The organism is Streptomyces sp. NPDC028368 (genome assembly GCF_055565615.1).
Genome location: NZ_JBVHTY010000013.1, coordinates 166,406 through 189,702 on the forward strand (window position 1 = coordinate 166,406; position 23,297 = coordinate 189,702).

Genomic DNA, 23,297 nt, shown 5'->3' on the forward strand with positions numbered 1-23,297 from the left:
GGGCGGGGCTAGCGTAGTGGTCCGTGACATTGACCATGCTTGCGGCCGGTTTGCCGCAGCTCACCCCGGCGCGGTTGGCCGGCAGCTGGCGACTCGACCCGTATGCGCTCGCGCTGGTGGTCGTACTGGGTGGGCTGTACGCCTGGGGCGTCGTGCGGCTGGTGCGGCGCGGTGAGCGGTGGCCGGCGGCGCGGACGGTGGCGTTCGCGGGCCTCGGGCTCGGCGCGATCGTGGTGGCGACCATGTCCGGGCTGGCGGTCTACGACCATGAGCTGTTCTGGCCGGCCGCGGTGCAGAACATCGTGCTCGACCTGGTCGCCCCGCTCGGCCTGGCGCTCGGCGACCCGCTCGCGCTGGCGCTGCGGGCTCTGCCGGAGCGCGCGGGGGCGGCGCGGCGGCTGCGCGCGGCGCTCTCCGGCCGGGTGCTGCGACTGCTGACGTTTCCCCTGGTCAGCACGGTTTTGGTGCTCTCCTCGGAGCTGGCGATCTATTTCACGCCGTACTTCCCCACGGCGCTGCGGCACGGCCCGCTGCACGAGCTGATGTATCTGCAACTGCTGGTCACGGGGAGCCTCTTCGTCCTGCCGATGCTGACGGGCGAGGAGCTGCTGCCGGCATGGTGCAGCCACCCGGTGCGGGCGCTTCTGGTGCTGCTGGACGGGCTCGTCGACGCGGTGCCCGGCATCGTCGTGATGACCAGCGGCACGCTGATTGCCGGCGGCTGGTACGCCTCGCAGCACCGCCCCTGGGACCCGGGTCTGCAACAGGACCAGATGATCGGCGGCGGGCTGATGCTGACGATCGCCGAGCTGGTGGGGCTGCCGTTTTTGATCGCGGTCTTCGCGGAGTGGGTGCGGTCGGAGCGGGCGAGGACGGCGGCGTTGGATGCGCGGCTGGACCGGGAACTGGACGCGGCGGGCCCGCCGCGTCCACCGGCCGCAGGGGAGGGATCACCGGCGTCGCAGCCGGAGTTGACGCGGCCTTGGTGGGAGACCGACCAGGGCGCGGTCGGCGATCGCTTCCGCAGCGGCGGCGCATAGCCACCGGGCGGCGGCCGGCCGCGTCTCAGGCGAGGTGGTCCGCCAGCGCTTCCAGCAGCCCGACGACGCCCGTGGGGCCGTCCACCACCAGGTCGGCGCGTTCGGCCAGTTCGGTGACCTCGTTGCTGCCGCTGCAGACCAGGACGCCGGTGAGGCCTTCGGAGCGGAGTTTTTCGACGGCGCCGAAGGCGGCCAGGTCGCCCAGGTCATCGCCGGCGTAGAGGACCGTGGCGGCGCCGGTTTCGTGGATCCAGTCGGCCAGCGCCACGCCCTTGTCCATGCCCGGGGGGCGGATTTCCAGCACGTAGCGGCCCGGCTCGACGATCAGGCCGTGGCGTTCGGCGAGGACGGCGAGCGGACCGCGCAGCCGGTCGAAGGCGCCTTGGGGGTCGGTGGCGCGGCGGGTGTGGACGGCGATGGCGTGGCCGCCCTTGGTCTCGATGGCGGTCTCCACCCAGGTGCCGTGCCAGACGCCGGAGGAGTCCAGTACGCCGGGGAGTTCGGCCTGTATGGCGGCGATGCCGGGGTGCGGCGGCGGGGCGTGGACAGTGCCGGTGGACGCTTCCCAGCGCTCGGCGCCGTAGTGGCCCAGGACGGTGAGGCGGTCCAGGCCGGGGACGGAGGCGAAGCCGCCGAGGCGGACCGCGACGGCGGCCGGGCGGCCGGTGATCACGGCGGCGGCGCGCAGCCGGGGGACGAGACGGCCGAGGGCGGCGACCGCGCCGGTGTGGGCGCGGGCGTTCTCCGGGTCGGGGACGATGTCGGCGAGGGTGCCGTCGAAGTCGAGGGCGATGACGGCGCGTTCGGGGTGGGCGAGGAGAGCGGCGAGGCCTTCCCGGCCGGCGGGTGTGTCCGGGGCGGGGAGGGGGTGCGGTGGCGGGGCGGACTGCGGAGTCGGTTCGGAGTTCGGCGTCGGCGCGGCGTTCCCGGGGCTGCCCATGGCGCCGACCCTACCGGCGGGGCGTGGGCGCATGCCGGGTGTACGGGGGCATCGGGGCGGCGCGGGGCACCGGGTCAGCGGCGGGCGCGGCGGGCGTCGCGTATCCGGCGCAGGCGGTTGATGGTGACCGGGTCGTGGGCGAGCGCGCGGGGGTCGTCCAACAGGGCGTTCAGGAGCTGGTAGTAGCGGGTCGGGGAGATGCCGAGCCGCTCGCGGATGACGCGCTCCTTGGCGCCGGGGCCGGGCCAGGAGCGGCGCTCGACGGCGAGCACCGCTTCGTCGCGGGAGGAGAGCGGGGCGGCCTCGCGCTCCCCGCCCGTACCGCCCGTCATGTCCGTGCCACCCGTCATCACATTCCCACGATAAGCCCACGGTCGGACAACGCCCGGCCGGCCGCCCCCGCCCCCGCAGGCGCCCTCACTCGGCGGTGTTGTCGGCCGTGTCCGCCGCGTTCTGGATGTCGCTGAGTACGGCGGACGGGTTGCCGTCGGGGCCGACGGCGGCGCCCATCTTGGCCTTGACGGTCTTGGAGACCAGCGGCCAGGAGATCTTGTTGGCCGGGTAGAACTCGGCGTTGCCCAGCTGCTTGAGGAAGCTGTGCAGCTTGGCGTACTTGTCGTCGGCCATCATCGTCTGGGAGGCGGCGGCGGTGACCGGCAGCAGCCCGTAGGTGCCGGAGAACTTCAGCACGTTCTTCTCGCTGTAGACGAAGTCGAGGAACTTGCCGATCTGCGCGCGGTGGCCGTTCTGCTTGAAGGCCATCATCCAGTCGGCGACGCCCATGGTGGCCTTGGCCTTGCCGTCGATGCCGGGCAGTTCGGTGGTGCCGTAGTCGATGCCCTTGGCCTCGGCCTGGTTCATCAGGGTGGGGTGGCCGTTGAGCATGCCGACGTCACCGTCGGCGAAGCCCTGGAAGGCGTCGGCGCGGTTGACCTTGGCGGGGTCGGCGCCGGTCAGGCCCTTGCCGACGAGGTTCTTCTGGAGCCACTCGAAGGTCTTGACGTTCTCCGGCGAGTGGATCGTGTACTTGCCGATGCTGTCGGTGTAGCCGCCGCCGCCGCTGAGCATCCACATCAGCGTCTCGGCCTGGGTCTCCTCCGGGCCGAGCGGGAGCGCGAACGGCATCTTCACGCCGTGGTCCTTCAGCAGCCGGGCGTCGTGGGCGATGTCGTCCCAGGTCTTGGGCGGGGTGGTGATGCCCGCCGCGGCGAAGAGCTTCTTGTTGTAGAAGAGCCGCCGGGTGCTGGCGCCGAAGGGCATGCCGTACTGGATGCGGTTGTACTCGCCGGCGTCCGCGAGGGCGGGGGTGAAGTCCGCCTGGGTGGGTATGGAGAGCAGCTGGTCGGCGCTGTAGAGCTTGTCGTGGGCGGCGTAGTCGGCGTACGCGCCGATCTGCGCCATGTCGGGGGCCTTGCCGGCCTTGACCAGGCCCTCGACCTTCTTGTCGACGTCCGTCCAGCTGTAGACCTCGACGTCGACCTTGATGCCGGGGTGTGTCTTCTCGAACGCGCGGGTGAGCTCGTCCCAGTAGTTCTGGGAGCTGCTGGAGCGGCTGTCGCCGTAGTCCGCCGCGATGAGCTTGAGCGTGACATCGCCGTCGCCCGAGCCGCTGCCGCAGCCGGTGAGAGTGAGGATCATGCCGGTGGCAATTCCCGCCGCCGCCAGGCTCAAGTACCGCCGCTGCACCGTTGATTACCGCCCTTGTCCCGAGTTCTTTGTCTGCCGGGTCCATCTCGGCTTCGGGGGTCACCCTCCACCGGCATGAACTGCGAGTTTCTCTCGCTCGTCTCCATAAGGTCTACACCACCGGAAGTCTCGCTTCGGTATCGCCCTTCCCACGCGAAGATCACGAGACCGGGCGCCGACCAGGCCAAACAGGCGCATGAGGCCATTCATACGGTGAGTGGACTAGACCTTTTGTGGCGGAGCGCGCAAAACTGTTGCCGTGAGAAACGTCATCGCCCTGGATGTGGGCGGCACCGGGATGAAAGCCGCCCTCGTAGGGGCGGACGGCACTTTGCTGTACGAGGCGCGCCGGCCCACCGGCCGCGAGCGCGGGGCCGAGGCGGTCGTCGAGACGATCCTCGGCTTCGCCGCCGAGCTGCGCGACATCGGCCGGACGCGGTTCGGCGCCCCGGCGGCGGCCGCCGGAGTCGCGGTCCCCGGCATCGTTGACGAGGCGTCAGGCACCGCCGTCTACGCCGCCAACCTCGGCTGGCGGGACGTACCGATGCGGTCCCTGCTGTCCGAACGGCTCGGCGGGGTACCGGTCGCGCTCGGGCACGACGTACGCACCGGCGGCCTGGCGGAGGGCCGGATCGGCGCCGGCAAGGACGCCGACCGGTTCCTGTTCGTGCCGCTGGGCACCGGAATCGCGGGCGCCATCGGCATCGGCGGCCGGATCGAGTCGGGTGCCCACGGCAGCGCGGGAGAAATCGGCCACATCGTCGTACGGCCCGGCGGGCGGGAGTGCGGATGCGGTCAGCGCGGCTGCCTGGAGACGCTGGCCTCCGCCGCCGCGGTCGGCCGGGACTGGGCGGCGGTCTGCGGCGATCCGCAGGCCAGCGCGGCGGACGCGGCCAAGGCCGTGGAATCGGGTGACGAGCGCGCCCTCGCGGTGTGGCACAACGCCGTGGACGCCCTCGCCGACGGCCTGGTCACCGGGCTCACCCTGCTCGACCCCCGGATGCTGATCATCGGCGGCGGGCTCGCCGAGGCGGGCGACACGCTGTTCGCGCCTCTGCGGGAAGCGGTCCGCCGGCGCGTTACGTTCCAGCCGGTCCCCTCGATCGTTCCGGCGGCCCTGGGGGACGCGGCCGGTTGCCTGGGCGCAGGACTGCTCGCCTGGGATCTTCTCTCCACGGAGGTAACCGCCTGATGGCACTGCACCGTTTCGCGGGACGGCCCTCGGGCCCCCGGCGCACCATCCTGGCGGGCGCCCGGATCGCCCGGTCGTACGGCGTCGCCGACAGCGGCCGGATCACGGTCGAGGGCACGCGGATCACCGACATCCACAGCCGGGACCTCGACACGGGCGGCGACCTCACCCGGAGCCGGGACACCGAGGTCATCGACCTCTCGGGCCATCTCGTCGTCCCCGGCTTCATCGACATGCACGTCCACGGCGGAGGCGGCGGCTCCTTCTCCTCCGCCGACCCCGAGGAGTGCCTGCGGGTCGCCCGCACCCACCAGCAGCACGGCACCACCTCCATGGTCGCCTCGACCGTCACCGGCACCCTGGACGACCTCGCCCGGCAGGCCGCGGTGCTCGCCGAGCTCGTCCAGCAGGGCGAGCTGGCCGGTATCCACTTCGAGGGCCCGTTCATCTCCCCCGGCCGCTGCGGCGCCCACCAGCCCGACCTGCTGCGCGCCCCGGACCCGGCCGCGGTCCGCAAGCTCATCGACGCCGCGCACGGCACCGCACGGATGATGACCGTCGCCCCCGAGCTGTCCGGCGGTATGGAGTCCGTACGGATGCTCACCGACGCCGGCGTGATCGCGGCCATCGGCCACACCGACGCCTCCTACGACGCCACCCGCGAGGCCATCGACGCGGGCGCGACCGTCGCCACCCATCTCTTCAACGCGATGCCCGGCCTCGGCCACCGCGCGCCCGGCCCGATCGCGGCCCTCCTGGAGGACGAGCGGGTCACCGTCGAACTGATCAATGACGGCACCCATCTGCACCCCGCGGTACTCCAGATGGCCTTCCGGGACGCGGGCGCCGAACGCGTCGCGTTCATCACGGATGCGATGGGCGCGGCCGGGATGAGCGACGGGATGTATCCGCTCGGCCCGATGCAGGTCGAGGTCAAGGGCGGCGTCGCCCGGATCAGCGAGGGGCCGACGGCCGGGTCCATCGCCGGGTCCACCCTCACCCTGAACCGCGCCTTCCAACGTGCCGTCACCGTCGATAAATTGACGGTGGATCAGGCGGTGCAGGCGCTTTCGGCCAACCCGGCCCGGCTGCTCGGCATCGACGACCGGGTGGGCTCCCTGGCCGCCGGCAAGGACGCCGACCTGGTGGTGTTCGATGCCGGATACGACCTGGTCGGCGTGATGCGCCAGGGCGTCTGGCTGGTGCGCCCCGGCGGTGCCTGACCGGCCGCCCCGCAGGGGTGCGGCCGGCCCGGATGCCCGCGTGCGGTGAACGGCCGGTGGCCCAGTGATGGCCGGTTCTCTGTCGCACGGTGGTTGGCCTGGGTCTGGGCCAACCACCATCGGCGATGGCATGATCGCTCGCGCACTTGTCCGTATGCCACCGCCGAACGCGGTCGCCCGACCTCGGCCGTACTGCGGCCAACGACTGCCCGGCCAACGGCTGCCGCCCACCGGCAACGGCCGTCCGAGCACGGCGCGGGAGGGGGAACCATGATCCTCACGGTCACGCTGAACGCCGCCCTGGACATCACCTATCGTCTGCCCCGGCTCCGTCACCACACCACGAACCGGATCACCGAGGTCGCCGAACGCCCCGGCGGCAAGGGCCTGAACGTCGCCCGCGTCCTGGCCGCACTCGGCCACCGTACGGTCGCCACCGGCTTCGCGGGCGGCGGCACCGGCGAGGCGCTGCGCGCCCTGCTCACCCAGGAGAGCGAGGTCACCGACGCCCTGGTCCCGGTCGGCGGCGCCACCCGCCGCACCATCGCCGTCGTCGACGAGGCCTCCGGCGACACCACCCAGCTCAACGAACCGGGCCCGACCGTCTCCCCCACAGAATGGGAAACCTTCCTCGGCACCTACCGCGAACTGCTCGGCGACGCACAGGCGGTGGCCCTGTGCGGCAGCCTGCCCCCGGGCGTCCCGGTCGATGTCTACGCCCGGCTGACCCGCGTCGCCCGCACCGCCGGAGTGCCGGTCCTGCTGGACACCAGCGGCGAGCCGCTGCGCCGCGGCCTGGCCGCCCGCCCCGACCTCGCCAAGCCCAACGCCGACGAACTCGCCGCCCTCACCGGCAGCACCGAACCGCTGCGCGCCGCCCGCGACGCCCGCCGCCGGGGCGCCCATGCGGTGGCCGCCTCACTGGGCGCCAAGGGCATACTCGCGGTCACCGCGGACGGCGCCTGGCAGGCCGCCCCGCCGCGGCATATCGCGGGCAATCCGACCGGCGCCGGCGACTCGGCCGTGGCGGGACTGCTGTCGGGCCTGGTGGAGGACCTGCCGTGGCCGGACCGGCTGACCCGCGCGGTGGCCCTGTCGGCCGCCACCGTACGGGCCCCGGCCGCGGGCGAGTTCGATCCGGCGACGTACGAGGAACTGCTGCCGCGGGTCGTGGTGACGGATCATCCGACGGCGGCGTGACAAGCGGGGCGTGCAGCGGGCGGGAAAGAGCCGCGGCGGACCGCGGCGTGCGCTTACTTCTTCTTCGGCGGCGCGAGCCAGACCTTGTCGAGGTTGACGTCGCACTGGTTGCCGGTCTCGCAGGACAACTTGACCGTGTTGGTGCCCTTGTTGAGCTGCAGGATCGACCAGGTCTCGGTCCAGCCCTTGTCCCAGGCGCCTTCCGGGGCACCCGCGAAGTTCTTCATGGAGACCGGCCGGGAGTCGGCCTTGCCGTTCACGGTCAGCGTGAGGTTGGCGTCCTTGCCGGGCACGCCGTAGTCGACGTAGAGCGCGTACGGGCCGGCGTTGTCGACGTCCACGGTCCAAGTGGCCGAGGCGCCGGGGGTGTTCATCCCCGCGACGTAGGCCCCGTTCGCCGAGCGCGCGCCGGGGATGTCCTTGGCCGTGGTGGCGCCGCCGTCGAGCCGCAGGCTGCCCGCGTCCTGCTTGGGGAGTTCACCGGCGCTGGGCTTGGTGGCGGGCTCCTTGCTGGGAGCCACCGAATCGCCGGCCGTCGGGCCCGGCTTCTTCGAGGTGTCGTTCTTGTCGTTGTTGCCATTGGTGAGCATGGCGACGCCGATGCCTATGCACACCACCGCGACCACCGCGACGGCACCGATCAGCAGCCCGTTACGGCCGCGGCGCGGCTCCTGGTCGTAGCCCTGGGCCGGGACGGAACGCGTCCGCTCACTGCCGGGCAGCGTCTCCGGGGCGGCGTAGTGCGCGTTCTGCTTGCCGTACGGCGGCTGCTGGGTCTGCTGGCCGCCGTACTGCCGCTCACCGACCGCGCGCACCTGGTTGTAGGAGGTTCTCGGGACCCCCGGCTGGCGCGCCGCGCCGCCGGCCGCCGAGCCCGGTGCGCCGTCCTCGCCGCCGTCCGAGCGGTAGAGGTAGGCGAACGGGTCGTCGTTCTCCGGCGTGTCCGCGCCGTTGTTGCCGGCCGTCATTCCGTGTCACTCCCAAGCGATGTGTACGCGTCTGTCAGCGTCGGTACGCGTCCGCGTCGTGTGTGCGAACCGTCTCTTTCGGGCCCCCGTCGGCAGCGCGCCGCATCGGCGCAGCCTACCCCTTCGGGGCATCCGCACACCGGGCCCGGACCGCCACAAGATCGCTACAGAACGGTGAACGGCTGGTGGGCAGGGGTGGAATACGCCGGGTGTGAGATGTGCGGCACATGGCTGCGTGGTATGGCCTCGGTACGGCCGCGGTATGGCCGCCGTACGGCTCAGCCCGCCCGGCGGTTGGCCTTCGAACGGGACCGCTTCTCGATGTACATCCGCTGGTCGGCCGAGGCCAGGACCTCCTCGGCGGTCATCCCGCAGCTCGCCCAGCCGATGCCGAAGCTGGCGCCGACCCGGACCGCCCGGCCGTCCACCCTGATCGGCGGGATGATCGCGTTCCGCAGCCGCACCGCGAGGTCCTGGGCGTCGGCCGTGCCCAGGCCGTCCGCCAGCACCACGAATTCATCGCCGCCGAGCCGGGCGACCGTATCGCCGTCCCGGACGCCGCTGGTCAGCCGGCGGGCGACCTCGATCAGCACCGCGTCGCCCGTGTGGTGCCCGAAGCGGTCATTGATCGATTTGAAGCCGTCGAGGTCGCAGAAGAGGACCGCGAGCCCCTTGGAGCCGTCGTCCGGCACGCCGTCCGGGGGCGCGACGGTGTGCACATGGTGGTCGTAGGCGGGCGAACCCTTGCCGTCGAGGCCGTCGAACGGCTCCTTGCCGCCCCGGAAGCCGTGCGGGTCGACCGGGTCCGCCGAGACGGTGGCCGAGGAGGCGTAGGCGTCGGCCGCCGAGCCCGGCGGGCGCGAGCACAGCCGGGCGCCGAGGCGGGCCCGCAGCTCGGCGCTGTTGGGCAGGCCGGTCAGCGAGTCATGGCTGGCGCGGTGCGCGAGCTGCAGCTCGTGCCGTTTGCGTTCCTCTATGTCCTCGACGTGGGTGAGCAGAAAGCGGGGCCCGTCGGTGGTGTCGGCGACGACGGAGTTGCGCAGCGATACCCAGACGTAGGTCCCGTCCCGGCGGGCCAGCCGCAGCTCGGCGCGCCCGCCCTCGGCCGATGTCCGCAGCAGGGTCCCGATGTCCTCGGGGTGGACGAGGTCGGAGAAGGAGTAGCGGCGCATCGCGGAGGCCGGGCGGCCCAGCAGCCGGCACAGCGCGTCATTGGTGCGCAGCAGCCGTCCGTGCTGGTCACCGCCCATTTCGGCGACGGCCATGCCGCTCGGCGCGTACTCGAAGGCCTGCCGGAAGCTTTCCTCACTGGCGCGCAGGGCCTGCTGCTCGCGCTCCAGGCGGACCAGGGCGCGCTGCATGTTGGCCCGCAGCCGGGCGTTGCTGATCGCGATGGCGGACTGGAAGGCGTACATCTGCAGGGCTTCCTGGCCCCAGGCGCCGGGGCGCCGGCCGTTGCGCGGCCGGTCGACGGAGATCACGCCGAGCAGCTCGCCGCTGCCGTTGGCCGCGGCGTACATCGGCGCGAACAGCCGGTCCATCGGGTGCCACTCGTCGGGGAACCGCGGCGCGGGCCCGGCCGTGTGCCACTGCGGGACGTCGTCGTCGTCCAGCACCCAGCCCTCGGTGTACGGGATGAAGCGCAGCTCGCCCCAGCGCTCGCCCATCGACAGCCGGCGGTCCCAGGACGAACGGGAGCCGACCCGCCCGGCCATCAGCGCCTCGGCGCCCGCGCTGCCGGCCACCGCGGCGACCACGAGGTCACCGTCCGGGCGGACGAGATTGACCGCCGCCAGCTCATAGCCGAGCCCGGCGATCGCGCCGTCGGCAACCGACTGCAAGGTGTCCGCAAGGCTGCGTGCGGTGTTCAGTTCGGCGACCACTTGGTGCAGCTGCCGCAGGGTCGCAAGACGGACGTATGGCTCCGACTCGGTCTCCATCGCTCGCTCTCCCTGAGACCTCGACAGCAACTCCAGGATTCTTCGATCGCCCGATTCCACGCTCTCTTCCTCGCTCACTGAATCACAGTGAGCTGTTCACTCGGTACACAGGGTCAACAATTATCGCGCCCTGTGACTCAAGTCACAAGCTCCGAAGGTCCGTTGATGATCTTCGAAAGGGCCTGATGAGCGGCGTCTTTGCGCTCCCGCACCGTCGGACCCGCCCTTTCTGAACGCAAATCCGGGCCCTCGCCGTCCTGGCCGCCGGGCCCACCTGCGGCCTCCGTCATCGGACCTAGGGCCCGCGTGGTCCCAGGGCCCGATGCGGGGCGGGGGCGAGCGACGTTAGCGTTCATGGCGTGTTCACGAAAACCCCTGCCGATGCGGCGGCCTCCGGCCCCGCAGCCCATGCCACATCCGCCGTCGCCCTCGCCTCCACGCCGGGCGGCGCGCCGATCCCGCATTCTGTTGGGGTGAGTGACGACGAATTCCGCGCCGCCCTGTCCCGCCTCGCCGCCGGTGTGGTGCTGATCACCGCGCACGACCCGGACGACGGCCCGCGCGGCGAAGACGTCGGCATGACCGCCACCGCCTTCGATTCCGTATCGCTCGAACCGCCGCTGGTGATGGTGAGCGTTCGCAACGACTCCCGAATGGACGACCTGCTGGCGCTCCAGCCGCTGTGGGCGGTCTCGGTCCTGGCGGAGAACCAGCGGCATATTGCCGGACGATTCGCCATGAAGGGCCGGATCAGCGACCGGCTGCTCTTCCAGGACATTGCGCATGTACGGGGTGAAGCGGCCGGTGCGCCGCTCATCGACGGGGCGCTGGCGACCCTGGAATGCCGGACCGAGCAGCGGGTGGTGGCCGGCGATCACACGCTCGTCATCGGGCGCGTACTGGCCGCGTCGGTGCCGAGCGAGGAAGCGGGGCCGCTCACCTATTTCCGGGGGAAGTACCGGCACTTGGGATGAGGGCGGCGGGCCCGGGGCTCAGCCCCAATCGCGGCCCGAACGGCCGCGCTTGGTGTCGCCGCGCTGCTTCTTCTCCCGCAGCCGCCGCTCGTTGATACCCCGCGGAATCCGCGACTTACGGCGCGGCTTGGGCGGCGGGGCGGTGGCCTGGGCGAGCAGCGCCGCCAGCCGGACGGCCGCGGTCTCGCGGTTGCGCCACTGCGAGCGGTGGTCGGAGGCCCGTACGGACAGCACTCCGTCGACCAGCCGGCTCGCCAGCCGCTCCAGGGCACGCTCCTTCCACACCTCCGGCAGCGCCTGCGTTGCTGCGAGGTCGAAGCGCAGCTCCACTTGGCTGTCGCTGGTATTGACGTGCTGGCCGCCCGGACCGGAGGACCGCGAGAAACGCCATACGAGCTCGGCCTCTGGAAGGACGACCGAACCGCGGATGACATGAGGCCCGGACATGCGTCCTATGATCTCGCGCTTTCCGGACTCCCGTCACCCGCTTTTCGGGTCCCTCGCCGGGCGCCCGCATCAGGATTCGGCAAAGTAAGTAAAGGCACCTGGAACCTGGTGGTCCCCTGACGGCGTTGTGGTGGGTGACGGTAGCTTCGTCCGCAGTACGGAGCCCGACGCTTCGACGAGTCGACAAGGAAAGGGACTTCCCATGGCTGTAAGCCTGTCCAAGGGCGGCAACGTCTCCCTCACCAAGGAGGCACCGGGCCTGACCGCCGTCACGGTCGGCCTCGGCTGGGACGTCCGCACCACCACCGGCACGGACTTCGACCTGGACGCGAGCGCCATCGCGGTCAACCCGAGCGGCAAGGTCTTCTCGGACCAGCACTTCGTCTTCTTCAACAACAAGGCGACGCCGGACCAGACCATCGTGCACACCGGTGACAACGTCACCGGCCAGGGCGAGGGCGACGACGAGCAGATCAACGTCAACCTGGCCGGCCTGCCCGCCGACATCGAGAAGATCGTCTTCCCGGTCTCGATCTACGACGCCGAGAACCGCAGCCAGAACTTCGGCCAGGTCCGCAACGCCTTCATCCGGATCATCAACCAGGCCGGCGGCGCCGAGATCGCCCGCTACGACCTCAGCGAGGACGCGGCGACCGAGACCGCCATGGTCTTCGGCGAGCTCTACCGCAACGGCGCGGAGTGGAAGTTCCGCGCGGTGGGCCAGGGCTACGCCTCGGGTCTGGTGGGCATTGCGCAGGACTTCGGCGTCAACGTCTGAGTTCCGCTGGTAGTCGTCGGCCCTGCACGGCCGACGGAGGGCCGGTCCCCTTTGGGGGGGGGCCGGCCCTCGGCGTGTTTCAGGCGGCCGTCTCCGCGGCCGCGTCGGGTGGCATGGCCAGCACCGCCACCTCGTCCAGCGACAGCCCGAGCGTCCCGGCCAGCGCGGCAACCGTGAAAAACGCCGGTGTCGGCGCCCGGCCGGTCTCGATCTTGCGCAGCGTCTCGGCGGAGAGCCCCGCCGCCGCCGCGATCTCGACCATGCTGCGCTCGCCGCGCGCCGAACGCAGCAGCGCACCCAGCCGCTCGCCGCGTTCGCGCTCCCAGGGGGTCAGTGGAGTTCGCACCATGCCCGTGATACTAATACCGGTAAATAAATACCGGTAAACAAATACCGGTGTGGTTCAGCTGCTACCGGCTCGGCTTACCGCTGCCGGGATTGCCGACGCCGGGTTCGCCGGTGCTGGGAGGCCGTACTCATGGTGGAGATCAAGACGGACGCGTCGCTGGACGCGATGCGGGTGGCCGGGCGGGTGGTCGCCGACGCGCTGGCGGCGGTGCGCGCGGCGGCCGCCCCCGGGGTGCGGCTACTGGACCTGGACGAGGCCGCCCGTACGGTCCTGCGCGAGGCCGGGGCCACCTCGCCGTTCCTCGGCTACCGCCCCTCCTTCGCCGCCACCCCGTTCCCCGCCGTCATCTGCGCCTCCGTCAATGACGCGATCGTGCACGGCATCCCGGACACCTACCGGCTGCGGGACGGCGACCTGGTGAGCATCGACTGCGGCGCGGTCGTCGACGGATGGGCGGGCGACGCGGCCACCAGCTTCACCGTCGGCACGGCACGCCCCGAGGACGTACGGCTGATGGACACCACCCGGCAGGCGCTGGAGGCGGGCATCGCGGCGGCCGTCGTCGGCGCCCGGATCGGCGATATCTCGCACGCCATCGGCAGCGTCGGACGGGCGGCCGGTTACGGCATCCCCGACGACTTCGGCGGGCACGGCATCGGCCGCGCCATGCACGAGGACCCGGCGGTCCCCAACGACGGCCGCCCCGGCCGCGGCTTCCTCCTGCGCCACGGCCTCGTCCTCGCCATCGAGCCGATGCTGCTCTCCGGCGGCCGCGGCGCCTACTACGTGGCGGACGACGGCTGGACGCTACGGACCGCGGACGGCGGCCGCGCCGCCCACTTCGAGCACACCGTCGCGATCACGGAGGACGGGCCGCGGGTGCTGACGCTGCCGTAGGGCGGTTCCGCAGAGCGGTTCCGCAGAGCGGCGGGCCGGGGACCGGCGGGCGCTTCCGGCGGGCGCTTCCGGCGGGCGCTTCCGGCGGGTGTTTCCGGCGGGTGTTTCCGGCGGGCGCTTCCGGCGTGGCTACTTGCCGAGCGCCTGGGCGCCGGCCTGCGCGAACTGCTCGTCGGTGGCGCCGCTCGGCGCGCCCGCCACGCCGATCCCGGCGATCGGTGCGCCCTGCGACTGCACCGGGGCACCGCCCGCCAGGAAGAGCGTGCCGGGGATGTCCTTGAGGGTGGGCGCCTGCTCGAGGCGCTTCACCAGCTCGGACGTCGGGGCGTTCCAGGAGACCGCGGTGTACGCCTTCTTCGCCGCCGACTCGAACGACTGCGGACCCGCGCCGTCGCCCCGCAGCTGGACCAGGGTGTTGCCGTTACGGTCCACGACGGCGACGGAGACCTTCTGGCCCGCCTTCTCCGCGGCGTCCACGGCGGCCTGTGCGGCCTTGGTGGCAGCGGCGAGGGTGAGGTGGGTGGAGTGGGTGAGGTTCTTGGTGCCGGACTCGGTGGTAGGCGCGGCGGCGCCGGGCGACGGGGCGGCGGTCGCCGATACGGCGCCGAAGGTGCCCGCGCCGACCAGGGCGACGGCGGCGGCACCGGTGACGATCCGGGCGCGGAGGGACAGCTTCTTCATGGCCGGGGCTCCTTGTGAGGTGTGAGGGGGGAAGCGGTGGTCTGTTCCCATCCTCGGAGCGGGCCGGGTGCGCAGGGATCGGCGTACCGGCTGTCGTGGCCGTGCATGATGGTGGATACCGGTGTCAGCCGATCGGTTGATACGGGACACTCCCCGCCCGGGTTACGACTAGGGCCTCGCTATAGGAGAGCACCGCTAGGAGATCCAGGCCCCGTGCACCACGCGCACCCCTCCGCACCGCCCGCGCCGCCGGACCCGAACCCCGACGCCCGCTGGCTGGGCCCCGTCATGCACACGGCGTTCTTCCTCCTCCTGGCCGCCTCGCTCGCCCGCTTCCTGATCCATCACCCCGGCGAGCCCCGCACCCCCTGGATCATCGCCCTCAGCCTCGTCCTCGCCCTCCTCTACGTCCTCGGCCCGGCGCTCGGCCCCCGTACGGACGACGAGCGCCGCCCCACCGCCCGCCGCCTCCTGTGGCTGGGCGCGGTCGTCGCGACCTGGGTCGTCCTCGTACTGCTCGCGCCGAGCTTCGCCTGGTGCGCGGTGCCGCTCTTCTATACGGGGCTGCGCACCCTGCCCGCCGGGGCCGCGTCGCTGCTGGTCGGCCTGCTCACCGCGTTCGTCGTCGTCGCCCAACTGCGCCTGTCCACCGGCTTCGACCCGAATCTGCTGCTCGCGCCGCCGGCCGTCGCCGCCCTCGCCACCGCCGCCTTCGTCCACATGGAGCGCCAGGCCGCCCGGCAGCGGGCGCTGATCGACGATCTGCTCCGCACCCGCCGCGAACTGGCCGCCACGGAACGGCGCGAGGGCACGCTCGCCGAGCGGCAGCGGCTCTCGATGGAGATCCACGACACCCTCGCCCAGGGACTGTCGAGCCAGCAGATGCTGCTGCAGGCCGCCGACCGCACCTGGGACGCGGCCCCGGACACCGCCCGCGGCCATGTCCGTACGGCGACCGAGATCACCGCCCGCAACCTCGCCGAGGCCCGCCGTTTTGTGCACGACCTCGCCCCGGCGGACCTCGCCGACGGCGCCTCGCTGCCCGAGGCCCTGCGCGAACTCGCCGCCCGTACCGGCGCATCGGCCTCCGGCACCGGCACCGCCGCACCGCTCGCCGTACGCCTCCACCTGGACGGCACCCCCGCCCCGCTCCCCGACCGGGTGCAGTCCGCCCTGCTGCGCATCGCCCAGGGCGCCCTCGCCAACATCCGCGAGCACGCCGCCGCGACCACCGCCGCCCTCACCCTCACCTACCTCGGCGACCAGGTCGTCCTGGACATCGCCGACGACGGCCGCGGCTTCACCCCCGCCGCTCCGGCCGGGCCCGCCCCCGGCCGCGAGCGAGGCCACGGCCTGCCCGCCATGCGCGCCCGGGTGCGCCAGCTCGGCGGCACCCTCACCATCGAGTCCGCGCCCGGCGAGGGCACCGTCCTGTCCGCCGCCGTCCCTCTGGAGCCCGCCCCATGACCACGCCCGAGCCCGTACGGGAATCTGTCCGGGAGTCCGTACGCATCCTGCTCTGCGACGACCACGCCGTCGTACGCGCCGGGCTGCTCGCCCTGCTCAGCAGCGCCCCCGGAATCGAGGTCGTCGGCGAGGCCGGGGACGGCGAGGAAGCCGTGGCGACGGCCGCCGAACTCCGCCCCGACGTCGTCCTGATGGACCTGCAGCTCGGCTCCGGCATCGACGGCATCGAAGCCACCCGCCGTATCACCCGTCTCCGCCCCACCCCCCATGTCCTGGTCCTGACCACCTACGACACCGACGCCGATATCACCCGCGCCATCGAGGCCGGCGCCACCGGCTATCTCCTCAAGGCCGAACGGCCCGACGAACTCTTCGCCGCCATCCACGCCGCCGCCCAGGGCCGCAGCACCCTCTCCGCGCCGGTCGCCCACCGCGTACTGGCCCAGATGCGCAGCCCCCGCCCCGCGCTCACCGACCGGGAACGCGACATCCTCGGCCAGCTCGCGCGGGGCCTGGGCAACCGCGAGATCGCCCGCGCGCTGTTCATCAGCGAGGCCACCGTCAAAACACACCTGGGCCGCATCTACGACAAGCTCGGCGTGGACACCCGCGCGGGCGCGGTCGCGGTGGCCAAGGAACAGCGGCTGCTGCCCTGAGCCGTACGGGCAGCGGCTGCCGCCCGTAGCCGCCCGTCATTACCGGTCAGCGGCCCTACGGACCGGTCCGGGCGGTCCCCCTCCCGGCCGGCGTGACACCATCAAGACGTGATCGACCTCGGCTATTCCCTCTCCCGCCGCTTTCCGGATCCCTCGCAGCTGGACTACCGGGCCGCGGACGTGCGCACCCTGCGCCACGACCTCTTCTGCGGGGATGTCTACATCGCCGACACCAAGACGGACCGCGAGCTGTCCACCGCCTGGGGATGGGTGCCCGTTCTCGACTTCGCCTGGGCGCTGTGCGACATCGTCGAGCAGCTCGACAGCGACCCCCGCGGCAGCCGCTCATCCCGCCCCGTCCATGCCGAGCTGGACTTCACCGAATCCGCCGACCGGATGCTCTTCGAGCGCCGCTTCGGGTGGGTGGACATCGCCGCCGACTGGATGCCGGCCGACGAGGCTCCGCTCACCTTCAACCACGCCGCGCTCCGCCGCGAGGCCCGCGACTTTCTGCACGATCTGATCGCCGACCTCACCGATATGCACGACGGCCTCGGCGACAACCCGGTCATCTGGGACCTCCAGGCCCGCTTCCCCCGCGTCTGACCGGGCCGGCCGGTCACTCCACCCGTACACCTATCTGCGCCGCGAACGCCGGGGCCAGATCGAGGAGTTGGGCCGCGCTGATCACCGCGCCCGACAGCCGGTCGATGCCCCGCGCGATGTCGACCGCGGCCGCGCCCCGCAGATCGACGTCCTTCATCCGCGCCTCGCTGAAGTCCACCCGCGCCAGGGTGCAGTCGTCGAACGTCACCCGCTCCAGCTGCGCGCCCGAGAAGTCCGCCTCGACCAGCACACACCCTTCGAAGGCGACATCCCGCAGCTTCGCCTGGCGCAGATTCGGGAAGTCGATCTTCCCGCCGCGCACCACGACCCGCTCCAGCACCGCACCGTGCAGCTGTGTCCCGCCGAGCCGGGCGTCCGCCACCTCCACATCGCGCAGCGACGCCTGCGACAGGTCCGTACCGACCCCGCGCACCCCGCTCAGCACGCTGTCGATGATCCGGACCCGGCTCAGATCCGTCTCGTCCAGCCCGCACCGCCGCACCGCGCAGTCCATGAACCGCGCCCCGCGCGCCGCCTGCCCCGCCCAGTCGGCCTCCGCGAACTCCAGCCCGTCATAATCCCCTTCGGACTCCAGCTCTCCGCCGTCGTACGGCCGCAGCTCCGGCAACCTCACCTCGGGCCGCCGCACCGCCCGCACCGTCTCCCTACCGCGCGCCGCCACGCGATCACCGCCTTCCGCCGACTCGTCCCCGCTCCCGCGGCCCCGGCCGGCCGACCTGCCCGGCCGACCCGCTCAACGCCTGCACACCCCATCGTGGACCACACCACTGACAACGCACCCTGACCAGCGGAAACACCCGTTCTCCGCCCACATGTCACAGCCACGGCAAGCAGCCGTTCCAGGGCCGGACCGGGACACCGGCGTCCGCCCGCTCGCCCCGGCATGCGCATGCGCGGGCGCCGCCCCGGCGAGCGGGAGCACCGCGCCCAGGACAGCTGCGGCGGCAACGGTCAGCGCGGCCAGAACGCCGGCGCGGGAGCTCTTGCTCGTCATGGCGGTTCTCCTTCGGGTTCGGTACGTGAACCGTGCACCTGAGGCCCACCGTCCACCACGCTACGAACCGCCCCCGCCCGCCCGCTTCGGCCCAACAGCCACTCCCGTATGGCCGGAAGTACGAGCCGCACCCCGGCCGGAGAGGACCAATGGCCACCGGAGCGGGGGCCGGAAGTCCCGCGCCCCCCCGGGTCGCCTACCGCACCACCGCCATCCTCCGGTCGGTCTCGTTCAGGCGCCGCCCGCCCGACTCCGTGCACGTCACGATGTCCTCGATGCGCACCCCGAAGCGCCCCGGCAGATAGATGCCCGGTTCGATCGAAAAGCACATCCCGGCCACCAGCGGCAGATGCTCCCCCTCGACCAGGTAGGGCGGCTCGTGAGTGGTCACCCCGATCCCGTGCCCGGTCCGGTGGATGAAGTACTCGCCGTATCCGGCCGCCTTGATGACCCTCCTGGCCACCCGGTCGATGTCCTGGCAGGCGACCCCGGGCCGGACCGCCTCGAACGCCGCCTGCTGCGCCTCCCGCACGATGTCGTGCACCTTGCGCTCCTCGGCACCCGGCTCCCCGACATGCACGGTCCGCGTGGTGTCCGACCCGTACCCGTCCTTGAGCCCGCCGAAGTCGAGTACGACCATGTCGCCGTCCTCGATGACCCGCTCCCCCGCCTCATGGTGCGGATCGGCGCCATTGGGGCCGGACCCCACGACCGTGAAGTCCACCTGGCTGTGCCCGTGCTCGATCAGCAGCCGCGCGAGGTCCGCCGCCACCTCGGACTCCCGGCGCCCGGCGAACCGTACGCCCAGGATCTTCTCGTATGTCGCATCCGCGGCCGCCCCGGCCGCCGCCAGCCGTGCCACCTCGTGCGTGTCCTTGACGGCGCGCAGCATCGGCAGCGCCTCCGACAGCGCCCGGTACTCGGTCCCGGGCAGCGACCGCTGCAAGCCCAGCAGATGCATCGCCCAGGTCGCGTCCGACATCCCGTAACGCCCTTGCGGGTCAAGCCACTTGGCCAGCTCGTCGTACGGGTCCGCCCCGTCGGTCCAGCCCGTCACGTCCATCGCGCCGCCCCCGGCGGCCCGCTCCGCATCCGGCTGTTCCAGTACGGGCACCAGCAGCCGCGGCCGCTGCCCCGGCGCGATCACCAGGGCGGTCAGCCGCTCGGTGGCGGCGGGGGGCCGGTAGCCGCACAGCCAGACCAGATCCGGGCCGGGCGTCACGATCAGCCCTGTCATCCCGAAGTGGGAGGCGGCCTGCGCCGCCCGTGCCATGCGCCGCTCGTGGTCGTCCCACGTCATCGAAGTCACCATGCCGGCGAATTTACGCCGGGGCGCCCCCTGCGGCCCATCCAAATCCCCGCCCGTCGCCGCCCCTTCCTCCGCCATCACCCGAGCGCCGACGATGTCTCCGACCGCCCGGCCGGCGCCGCCCGGAACGCCTCTTCGGACAGGGCCTGGTCACCCACGAGAACGGGCCCGCCGGCGAAGCGGAAGGCCGGCACGGACGGCAGGCCGAGCCGGCGGAACCGTGCGAGCTCGCCACGCAGCCGCGCCCTGGCCCGTTCCTGCTCCCCGGGATCCTCCGTCACCTCCACCCCCACCTCGGCGGCCGGCCGCCGCAAGGTGCCGGCGTCGGCGATATGCAGCCCGTCCGTGTAGTAGGCCCGGAACAGCCGCTCGGCCATCTCCTCGGCCATCTCCTCGCCCTTCCCCTGGGCGGACGCCCTGGCGAGCAGCAGGTGAGCGTCGAAGGTGCGGGTGAACACGACACGCCGCAAATTCAGTTCCAGACCGTCCGCCGCGCCCGTGGACGTGTCCGCGGCGACCGCCCGCGCGAAAGCCTCACCGCGGTCCCGCTTGTGCTCCTCGAACAGCGGCTCCCCGGCGGCCGGCGCCTACGGACGCAGCTGGTACGGCCGGAACACGGTCGTCACCTCGCCGCCGCCGTCCCGATAGGACCGCACGGCCCGCATGAGACGGGTGAACCCGAGATACCCGTGCACACACATCAGATCGGCGACGGTCTCCACCTGCCACTGACGCCGACGCCGACACCCACGCCGACACCGACACCGACACCGACGGAGCGTCAGTCCGCGACGACGGCCGGCGTGCCGGCAACCCCCGAAAAGCCGAGGACCGCAACGAACATCACGATCGCGACGCCCAGCACACCGGCGAGCGCCACAACGACAGCAATCCACGCCCGCCCACTCGCCACCTCAGCGCCATCGCCGTCCCACCATTCGTCCTTGCTCATGGCAGCCCCTCGCCCCACACCCCGGCACCAGAAAGCCCCAGGCCAGACGAGCTGACCCGGGGCTTTCCGCGGAGCCCCCTGTCGGATTCGAACCGACGACCTTCGCTTTACAAGAGCGGTGCTCTGGCCAGCTGAGCTAAGGAGGCGTGCGTGAAGAAGTGTACCCAGGCGTGCCGGATGCCTGTCCCCATATTTCGGTGTCCGGCGGGCCGGGGAAATTCGTGACCGCAGGGCTACTGACACCGGGCGCCGCCGACGGTAGCGTCACGGCCAGTCCATCACGGTGGACTACACCACTCCTTTTACTCGGATCGTCCGGCACGTTCCTGCCGGTGGAGGGACACATCACCATGGCTACGGTCACGTATGACCAGGCAACCCGCATCTACCCGGGTTCCGACAAGCCCGCCGTCGACAAGCTCGACATCGCCATCGAGGACGGCGAGTTCCTCGTCCTCGTCGGCCCCTCCGGGTGCGGCAAGTCCACCTCTCTGCGGATGCTCGCGGGGCTGGAGGACGTCGACGGAGGCGCCATCCGCATCGGGGACCGCGACGTCACCCACCTTCCGCCCAAGGACCGGGACATCGCGATGGTGTTCCAGAACTACGCGCTCTACCCGCATATGACGGTCGCCGACAACATGGGCTTCGCGCTCAAGATCGCCGGGGTGCCGAAGGCGGAGATCCGGCAGAAGGTCGAGGACGCGGCGAAGATCCTGGACCTCACGGAGTACCTGGGGCGTAAGCCCAAGGCGCTCTCCGGCGGTCAGCGACAGCGGGTCGCGATGGGGCGGGCGATCGTCCGGGAGCCGCAGGTCTTCCTGATGGACGAGCCGCTGTCCAACCTGGACGCGAAGCTGCGCGTCCAGACGCGTACGCAGATCGCGGGCCTGCAGCGGCGGCTCGGCATCACGACCGTGTACGTCACGCACGACCAGGTCGAGGCCATGACGATGGGCGACCGGGTGGCCGTCCTCAAGGACGGGCTCCTGCAGCAGATCGACTCGCCGCGGAACATGTACGACCGGCCGGCCAATCTCTTCGTCGCCGGTTTCATCGGCTCGCCCGCGATGAACCTGGTCGAGGTGCCGATCACCGACGGCGGCGTGAAGTTCGGCAACAGTGTCGTGCCGGTGAACCGCGAGGCGCTGGCCGCGGCGGGCGAGAAGGGCGACCGTACGGTGACCGTGGGCGTGCGCCCCGAGCACTTCGAGATCGTCGAGCAGAACGGCGCCGCGGCGAAGTCGCTGTCGAAGGAGAGCGCGGACGCGCCGGCGGGCCTGGCCGTCACCGTCAATGTCGTCGAGGAGCTCGGCGCCGACGGATACGTCTACGGCACCGCGGAGGTCGGCGGCGAGGTCAAGGACCTGGTCGTACGGGTCAACGGCCGCCAGGTCCCGGCGAAGGGCACCCAGCTGCACGTCGTACCGACGCCGGGTGAGACGCATGTGTTCTCGACCTCTTCGGGTGAGCGGCTCAGCGACTAACGGAGAGCCGGGAAGAGCATCGGCGGCGGTGTCGGATTTCGGGTCCGGTACCGCCGCCGTGGTGCGTGGCGCTGCGCGGCGATCCGGCCGCCCCTGCCCCGGCGTCGTACGCCCTACACACGCGCCACCCGTATCCGTCGACAAATACCCCGGCAGAACCGGCTTTTCGTACCGATGCGTCAACCTCATAACCGCACCGACGAGCCAATTCGTCCCCCGATAAGGTGACCAAATGTCGCCAAATCATCACCCCTCGCTACCATCACGACCGTGAACTCCGCAGCCCGCCGCATCGGCCGAACTCTCGCCCTTGTCCTGCCTGTCGTCCTCGTCCTCTCCGGGACTCTCGCGGTCACCCGCGTCCCGTGGGCGTCGAAGGCCGCCGAATCGCAGGTACTGACCGCGTCCTCCGGGACGGCCTCCAAGGCCGGTCCCCAGGCCGCCCCCCGGGCGCCCCAGGACATCCTCCGAGCCCGCCTCCTGCGCGACCTCCAGGAAAAGAATCCCGGTGTCGCCCTCACCCACCTCCAGGAGGAGGTCACTTCCCGGCCCTCGCTGGCCAAGCACTGCACCTCCATCGCCCGCTTCCTCGGCCGCGCCGCGGTCGCCAAGTACGGTGCCGCACATCGCGCCCAGGCGTTCTCCCGCCCGGTCTGCGACACCTCCTTCGCCACCGGCGTCGCCGCCGCCCAGTGACCCCGGCCCGCACCGCATAGGGTGCGACCCATGGCAGACGCCCCACCTCCGCATCCCACGCAGGCCGTGGTCCTGGCCGGCGGCCAGGGCTCACGCCTTCGCCCGTACACCGACGACCGGCCCAAGCCGATGGTCGAGATTCCCGGGACCGGGACCCCGATCATCGGCCACCAGCTGAACTGGCTGGCCGAAGAGGGCGTCACCGACGTCGTCATCTCCTGCGGCCACCTCGCCGAGGTGCTCCAGGACTGGCTGGACAAGGCCCAACTGGCCTTGCGCGTCACGACCGTTGTCGAGACCGAACCGCTGGGCCGCGGCGGCGGACTCAAGTACGCCGCCGCCTCCCTCCCCCGCCCGGACGAGCCCTGGTACGCCACCAACGGCGACATCTGGACCCGCTTCCCGCTCCGCGAGATGGCCGCCTTCCACCACGAGCGTGACGCCGAGGCCACCCTCGCGCTGGCCCGCCCGCGGATCCCCTGGGGTGTCGTCGAGACCGATGCCTTCGGGCATGTCCTGGACTTCATCGAGGCCCCGCCGTCCCCGTATCTCATCAACGCGGGCGTCTACGTCTTCTCCGCAACCTTCGCGGACCTGCTGCCCGCCCGCGGCGACCACGAGCGCACCACCTTCCCCCGCCTCGCCCGCGAACGCCGGCTGGCCGGCTACCCGCTCCCGCACGGGGCCTACTGGCGCGCCATCGACACCACCAAGGACCTCACCGAGGCCGCCAGGGAGCTGGGCACCCAGCAGCCCTGAGGCCCCCGCCCGCCGCCGCTCATCCCCCCGCACGG

General features: G+C 72.0%; 25 protein-coding genes and 1 tRNA gene. 13 read left to right on the forward strand and 13 right to left on the reverse strand.

The genetic code is table 11. The features are described from left to right. Nucleotides 1–35 precede the first annotated feature (35 nt). A complete protein-coding gene (locus ACZ4S3_RS27875; protein ID WP_467939032.1) occupies nucleotides 36–1,040 on the forward strand; it encodes a cytochrome c oxidase assembly protein in 1,005 nt (334 codons plus the stop codon). A gap of 25 nt (nucleotides 1,041–1,065) precedes the next feature. Here the strand turns inward: ACZ4S3_RS27875 and otsB are convergent, their stop codons facing one another. The 3 genes from otsB to ACZ4S3_RS27890 all read right to left on the reverse strand — a co-directional run bounded on the left by otsB (nucleotide 1,066) and on the right by ACZ4S3_RS27890 (nucleotide 3,666). Further along, on the reverse strand, nucleotides 1,066–1,980 hold the full coding sequence (gene otsB, locus ACZ4S3_RS27880) for a trehalose-phosphatase (RefSeq protein WP_467938801.1): 915 nt from the start codon (nucleotides 1,978–1,980) through the stop codon (nucleotides 1,066–1,068). Between the two features lie 74 nt (nucleotides 1,981–2,054). Beyond that, complete coding sequence (locus tag ACZ4S3_RS27885; RefSeq protein ID WP_467938803.1) at nucleotides 2,055–2,330, reverse strand: DUF3263 domain-containing protein; 276 nt, start codon at nucleotides 2,328–2,330, stop codon at nucleotides 2,055–2,057. A gap of 67 nt (nucleotides 2,331–2,397) precedes the next feature. Continuing rightward, the gene (locus ACZ4S3_RS27890; RefSeq protein WP_467938805.1) at nucleotides 2,398–3,666 is read right to left on the reverse strand and encodes an extracellular solute-binding protein; all 1,269 of its coding nucleotides are present in this window, start codon (nucleotides 3,664–3,666) and stop codon (nucleotides 2,398–2,400) included. Nucleotides 3,667–3,925: 259 nt separating this feature from the next. Here ACZ4S3_RS27890 and ACZ4S3_RS27895 point away from each other — a divergent pair, with 259 nt between their 5' ends. The 3 genes from ACZ4S3_RS27895 to ACZ4S3_RS27905 all read left to right on the forward strand — a co-directional run bounded on the left by ACZ4S3_RS27895 (nucleotide 3,926) and on the right by ACZ4S3_RS27905 (nucleotide 7,281). Continuing rightward, entirely contained in the window at nucleotides 3,926–4,858 is a 933-nt protein-coding gene (locus ACZ4S3_RS27895; RefSeq protein WP_467938806.1) for an ROK family protein, read from the forward strand. Further along, nucleotides 4,858–6,081 carry an N-acetylglucosamine-6-phosphate deacetylase gene (nagA, locus tag ACZ4S3_RS27900; protein ID WP_467938808.1) on the forward strand — a complete coding sequence of 408 codons (1,224 nt, stop codon included), beginning with the start codon at nucleotides 4,858–4,860 and terminating at the stop codon, nucleotides 6,079–6,081. Before ACZ4S3_RS27895 ends, nagA begins: the two co-directional genes overlap by 1 nt. Before the next feature lie 270 nt (nucleotides 6,082–6,351). Then, a complete protein-coding gene (locus ACZ4S3_RS27905; protein ID WP_467938810.1) occupies nucleotides 6,352–7,281 on the forward strand; it encodes a 1-phosphofructokinase family hexose kinase in 930 nt (309 codons plus the stop codon). 53 nt (nucleotides 7,282–7,334) lie between these two features. Here ACZ4S3_RS27905 and ACZ4S3_RS27910 read toward each other — a convergent pair whose 3' ends face one another. Together ACZ4S3_RS27910 and cdgB are read right to left on the reverse strand one after the other, a co-directional pair. Beyond that, on the reverse strand, nucleotides 7,335–8,249 hold the full coding sequence (locus ACZ4S3_RS27910; protein ID WP_467938812.1) for a carbohydrate-binding protein: 915 nt from the start codon (nucleotides 8,247–8,249) through the stop codon (nucleotides 7,335–7,337). A gap of 278 nt (nucleotides 8,250–8,527) precedes the next feature. Then, nucleotides 8,528–10,189 carry a diguanylate cyclase CdgB gene (cdgB, locus tag ACZ4S3_RS27915; protein WP_467938814.1) on the reverse strand — a complete coding sequence of 554 codons (1,662 nt, stop codon included), beginning with the start codon at nucleotides 10,187–10,189 and terminating at the stop codon, nucleotides 8,528–8,530. A 359-nt stretch (nucleotides 10,190–10,548) separates the two neighbouring features. Here cdgB and ACZ4S3_RS27920 point away from each other — a divergent pair, with 359 nt between their 5' ends. Then, nucleotides 10,549–11,163 carry a flavin reductase family protein gene (locus ACZ4S3_RS27920; protein ID WP_467938816.1) on the forward strand — a complete coding sequence of 205 codons (615 nt, stop codon included), beginning with the start codon at nucleotides 10,549–10,551 and terminating at the stop codon, nucleotides 11,161–11,163. Between the two features lie 18 nt (nucleotides 11,164–11,181). On the opposite strand, the gene arfB is transcribed toward ACZ4S3_RS27920, so the two are convergent. Beyond that, nucleotides 11,182–11,610, reverse strand: a complete 429-nt coding sequence (gene arfB, locus ACZ4S3_RS27925; RefSeq protein WP_467938818.1) for an alternative ribosome rescue aminoacyl-tRNA hydrolase ArfB — start codon at nucleotides 11,608–11,610, stop codon at nucleotides 11,182–11,184. Between the two features lie 202 nt (nucleotides 11,611–11,812). On the opposite strand from arfB, the gene ACZ4S3_RS27930 reads away from it, so the two are divergent. After that, entirely contained in the window at nucleotides 11,813–12,388 is a 576-nt protein-coding gene (locus tag ACZ4S3_RS27930; RefSeq protein WP_467938820.1) for a TerD family protein, read from the forward strand. Between the two features lie 79 nt (nucleotides 12,389–12,467). Here the strand turns inward: ACZ4S3_RS27930 and ACZ4S3_RS27935 are convergent, their stop codons facing one another. Beyond that, nucleotides 12,468–12,737 (reverse strand): helix-turn-helix domain-containing protein, encoded by a 270-nt coding sequence (locus tag ACZ4S3_RS27935; RefSeq protein ID WP_467938822.1) that lies wholly within the window; start codon nucleotides 12,735–12,737, stop codon nucleotides 12,468–12,470. Nucleotides 12,738–12,866: 129 nt separating this feature from the next. Here ACZ4S3_RS27935 and map point away from each other — a divergent pair, with 129 nt between their 5' ends. Continuing rightward, nucleotides 12,867–13,634 carry a type I methionyl aminopeptidase gene (gene map, locus ACZ4S3_RS27940; protein ID WP_467938824.1) on the forward strand — a complete coding sequence of 256 codons (768 nt, stop codon included), beginning with the start codon at nucleotides 12,867–12,869 and terminating at the stop codon, nucleotides 13,632–13,634. A 129-nt stretch (nucleotides 13,635–13,763) separates the two neighbouring features. Here map and ACZ4S3_RS27945 read toward each other — a convergent pair whose 3' ends face one another. Next, complete coding sequence (locus tag ACZ4S3_RS27945) at nucleotides 13,764–14,315, reverse strand: GlcG/HbpS family heme-binding protein (protein WP_467938826.1); 552 nt, start codon at nucleotides 14,313–14,315, stop codon at nucleotides 13,764–13,766. Between the two features lie 288 nt (nucleotides 14,316–14,603). Between ACZ4S3_RS27945 and ACZ4S3_RS27950 the strand changes: the two genes are divergently transcribed. The 3 genes from ACZ4S3_RS27950 (at nucleotide 14,604) to ACZ4S3_RS27960 (ending at nucleotide 17,044) form a co-directional block, all read left to right on the forward strand. Continuing rightward, a complete protein-coding gene (locus ACZ4S3_RS27950; RefSeq protein WP_467939034.1) occupies nucleotides 14,604–15,782 on the forward strand; it encodes a sensor histidine kinase in 1,179 nt (392 codons plus the stop codon). Further along, nucleotides 15,779–16,438 (forward strand): response regulator, encoded by a 660-nt coding sequence (locus ACZ4S3_RS27955; protein ID WP_467938828.1) that lies wholly within the window; start codon nucleotides 15,779–15,781, stop codon nucleotides 16,436–16,438. The genes ACZ4S3_RS27950 and ACZ4S3_RS27955 overlap by 4 nt, the downstream gene beginning before the upstream one ends. A gap of 108 nt (nucleotides 16,439–16,546) precedes the next feature. Continuing rightward, the gene (locus ACZ4S3_RS27960; protein ID WP_467938830.1) at nucleotides 16,547–17,044 is read left to right on the forward strand and encodes a hypothetical protein; all 498 of its coding nucleotides are present in this window, start codon (nucleotides 16,547–16,549) and stop codon (nucleotides 17,042–17,044) included. Between the two features lie 13 nt (nucleotides 17,045–17,057). On the opposite strand, the gene ACZ4S3_RS27965 is transcribed toward ACZ4S3_RS27960, so the two are convergent. The 5 genes from ACZ4S3_RS27965 to ACZ4S3_RS27985 form a co-directional block, all read right to left on the reverse strand. Beyond that, a complete protein-coding gene (locus ACZ4S3_RS27965) occupies nucleotides 17,058–17,702 on the reverse strand; it encodes a pentapeptide repeat-containing protein (protein WP_467939036.1) in 645 nt (214 codons plus the stop codon). Nucleotides 17,703–18,255: 553 nt separating this feature from the next. Further along, the gene (locus ACZ4S3_RS27970; RefSeq protein ID WP_467938832.1) at nucleotides 18,256–19,371 is read right to left on the reverse strand and encodes an aminopeptidase P family protein; all 1,116 of its coding nucleotides are present in this window, start codon (nucleotides 19,369–19,371) and stop codon (nucleotides 18,256–18,258) included. A 74-nt stretch (nucleotides 19,372–19,445) separates the two neighbouring features. After that, complete coding sequence (locus ACZ4S3_RS27975; RefSeq protein WP_467939038.1) at nucleotides 19,446–19,934, reverse strand: DsbA family oxidoreductase; 489 nt, start codon at nucleotides 19,932–19,934, stop codon at nucleotides 19,446–19,448. Nucleotides 19,935–20,149: 215 nt separating this feature from the next. Further along, nucleotides 20,150–20,320 (reverse strand): hypothetical protein, encoded by a 171-nt coding sequence (locus ACZ4S3_RS27980; RefSeq protein ID WP_467938834.1) that lies wholly within the window; start codon nucleotides 20,318–20,320, stop codon nucleotides 20,150–20,152. Between the two features lie 72 nt (nucleotides 20,321–20,392). Continuing rightward, nucleotides 20,393–20,466: transfer RNA gene (locus ACZ4S3_RS27985), tRNA-Thr, on the reverse strand. A 204-nt stretch (nucleotides 20,467–20,670) separates the two neighbouring features. Between ACZ4S3_RS27985 and ACZ4S3_RS27990 the strand changes: the two genes are divergently transcribed. The 3 genes from ACZ4S3_RS27990 to ACZ4S3_RS28000 all read left to right on the forward strand — a co-directional run bounded on the left by ACZ4S3_RS27990 (nucleotide 20,671) and on the right by ACZ4S3_RS28000 (nucleotide 23,262). Continuing rightward, nucleotides 20,671–21,807, forward strand: a complete 1,137-nt coding sequence (locus ACZ4S3_RS27990; protein WP_467938836.1) for an ABC transporter ATP-binding protein — start codon at nucleotides 20,671–20,673, stop codon at nucleotides 21,805–21,807. 270 nt (nucleotides 21,808–22,077) lie between these two features. After that, on the forward strand, nucleotides 22,078–22,503 hold the full coding sequence (locus tag ACZ4S3_RS27995) for a hypothetical protein (protein WP_467938838.1): 426 nt from the start codon (nucleotides 22,078–22,080) through the stop codon (nucleotides 22,501–22,503). Between the two features lie 30 nt (nucleotides 22,504–22,533). Beyond that, entirely contained in the window at nucleotides 22,534–23,262 is a 729-nt protein-coding gene (locus ACZ4S3_RS28000; protein WP_467938840.1) for a nucleotidyltransferase family protein, read from the forward strand. The last annotated feature ends 35 nt before the right edge of the window (nucleotides 23,263–23,297 follow it).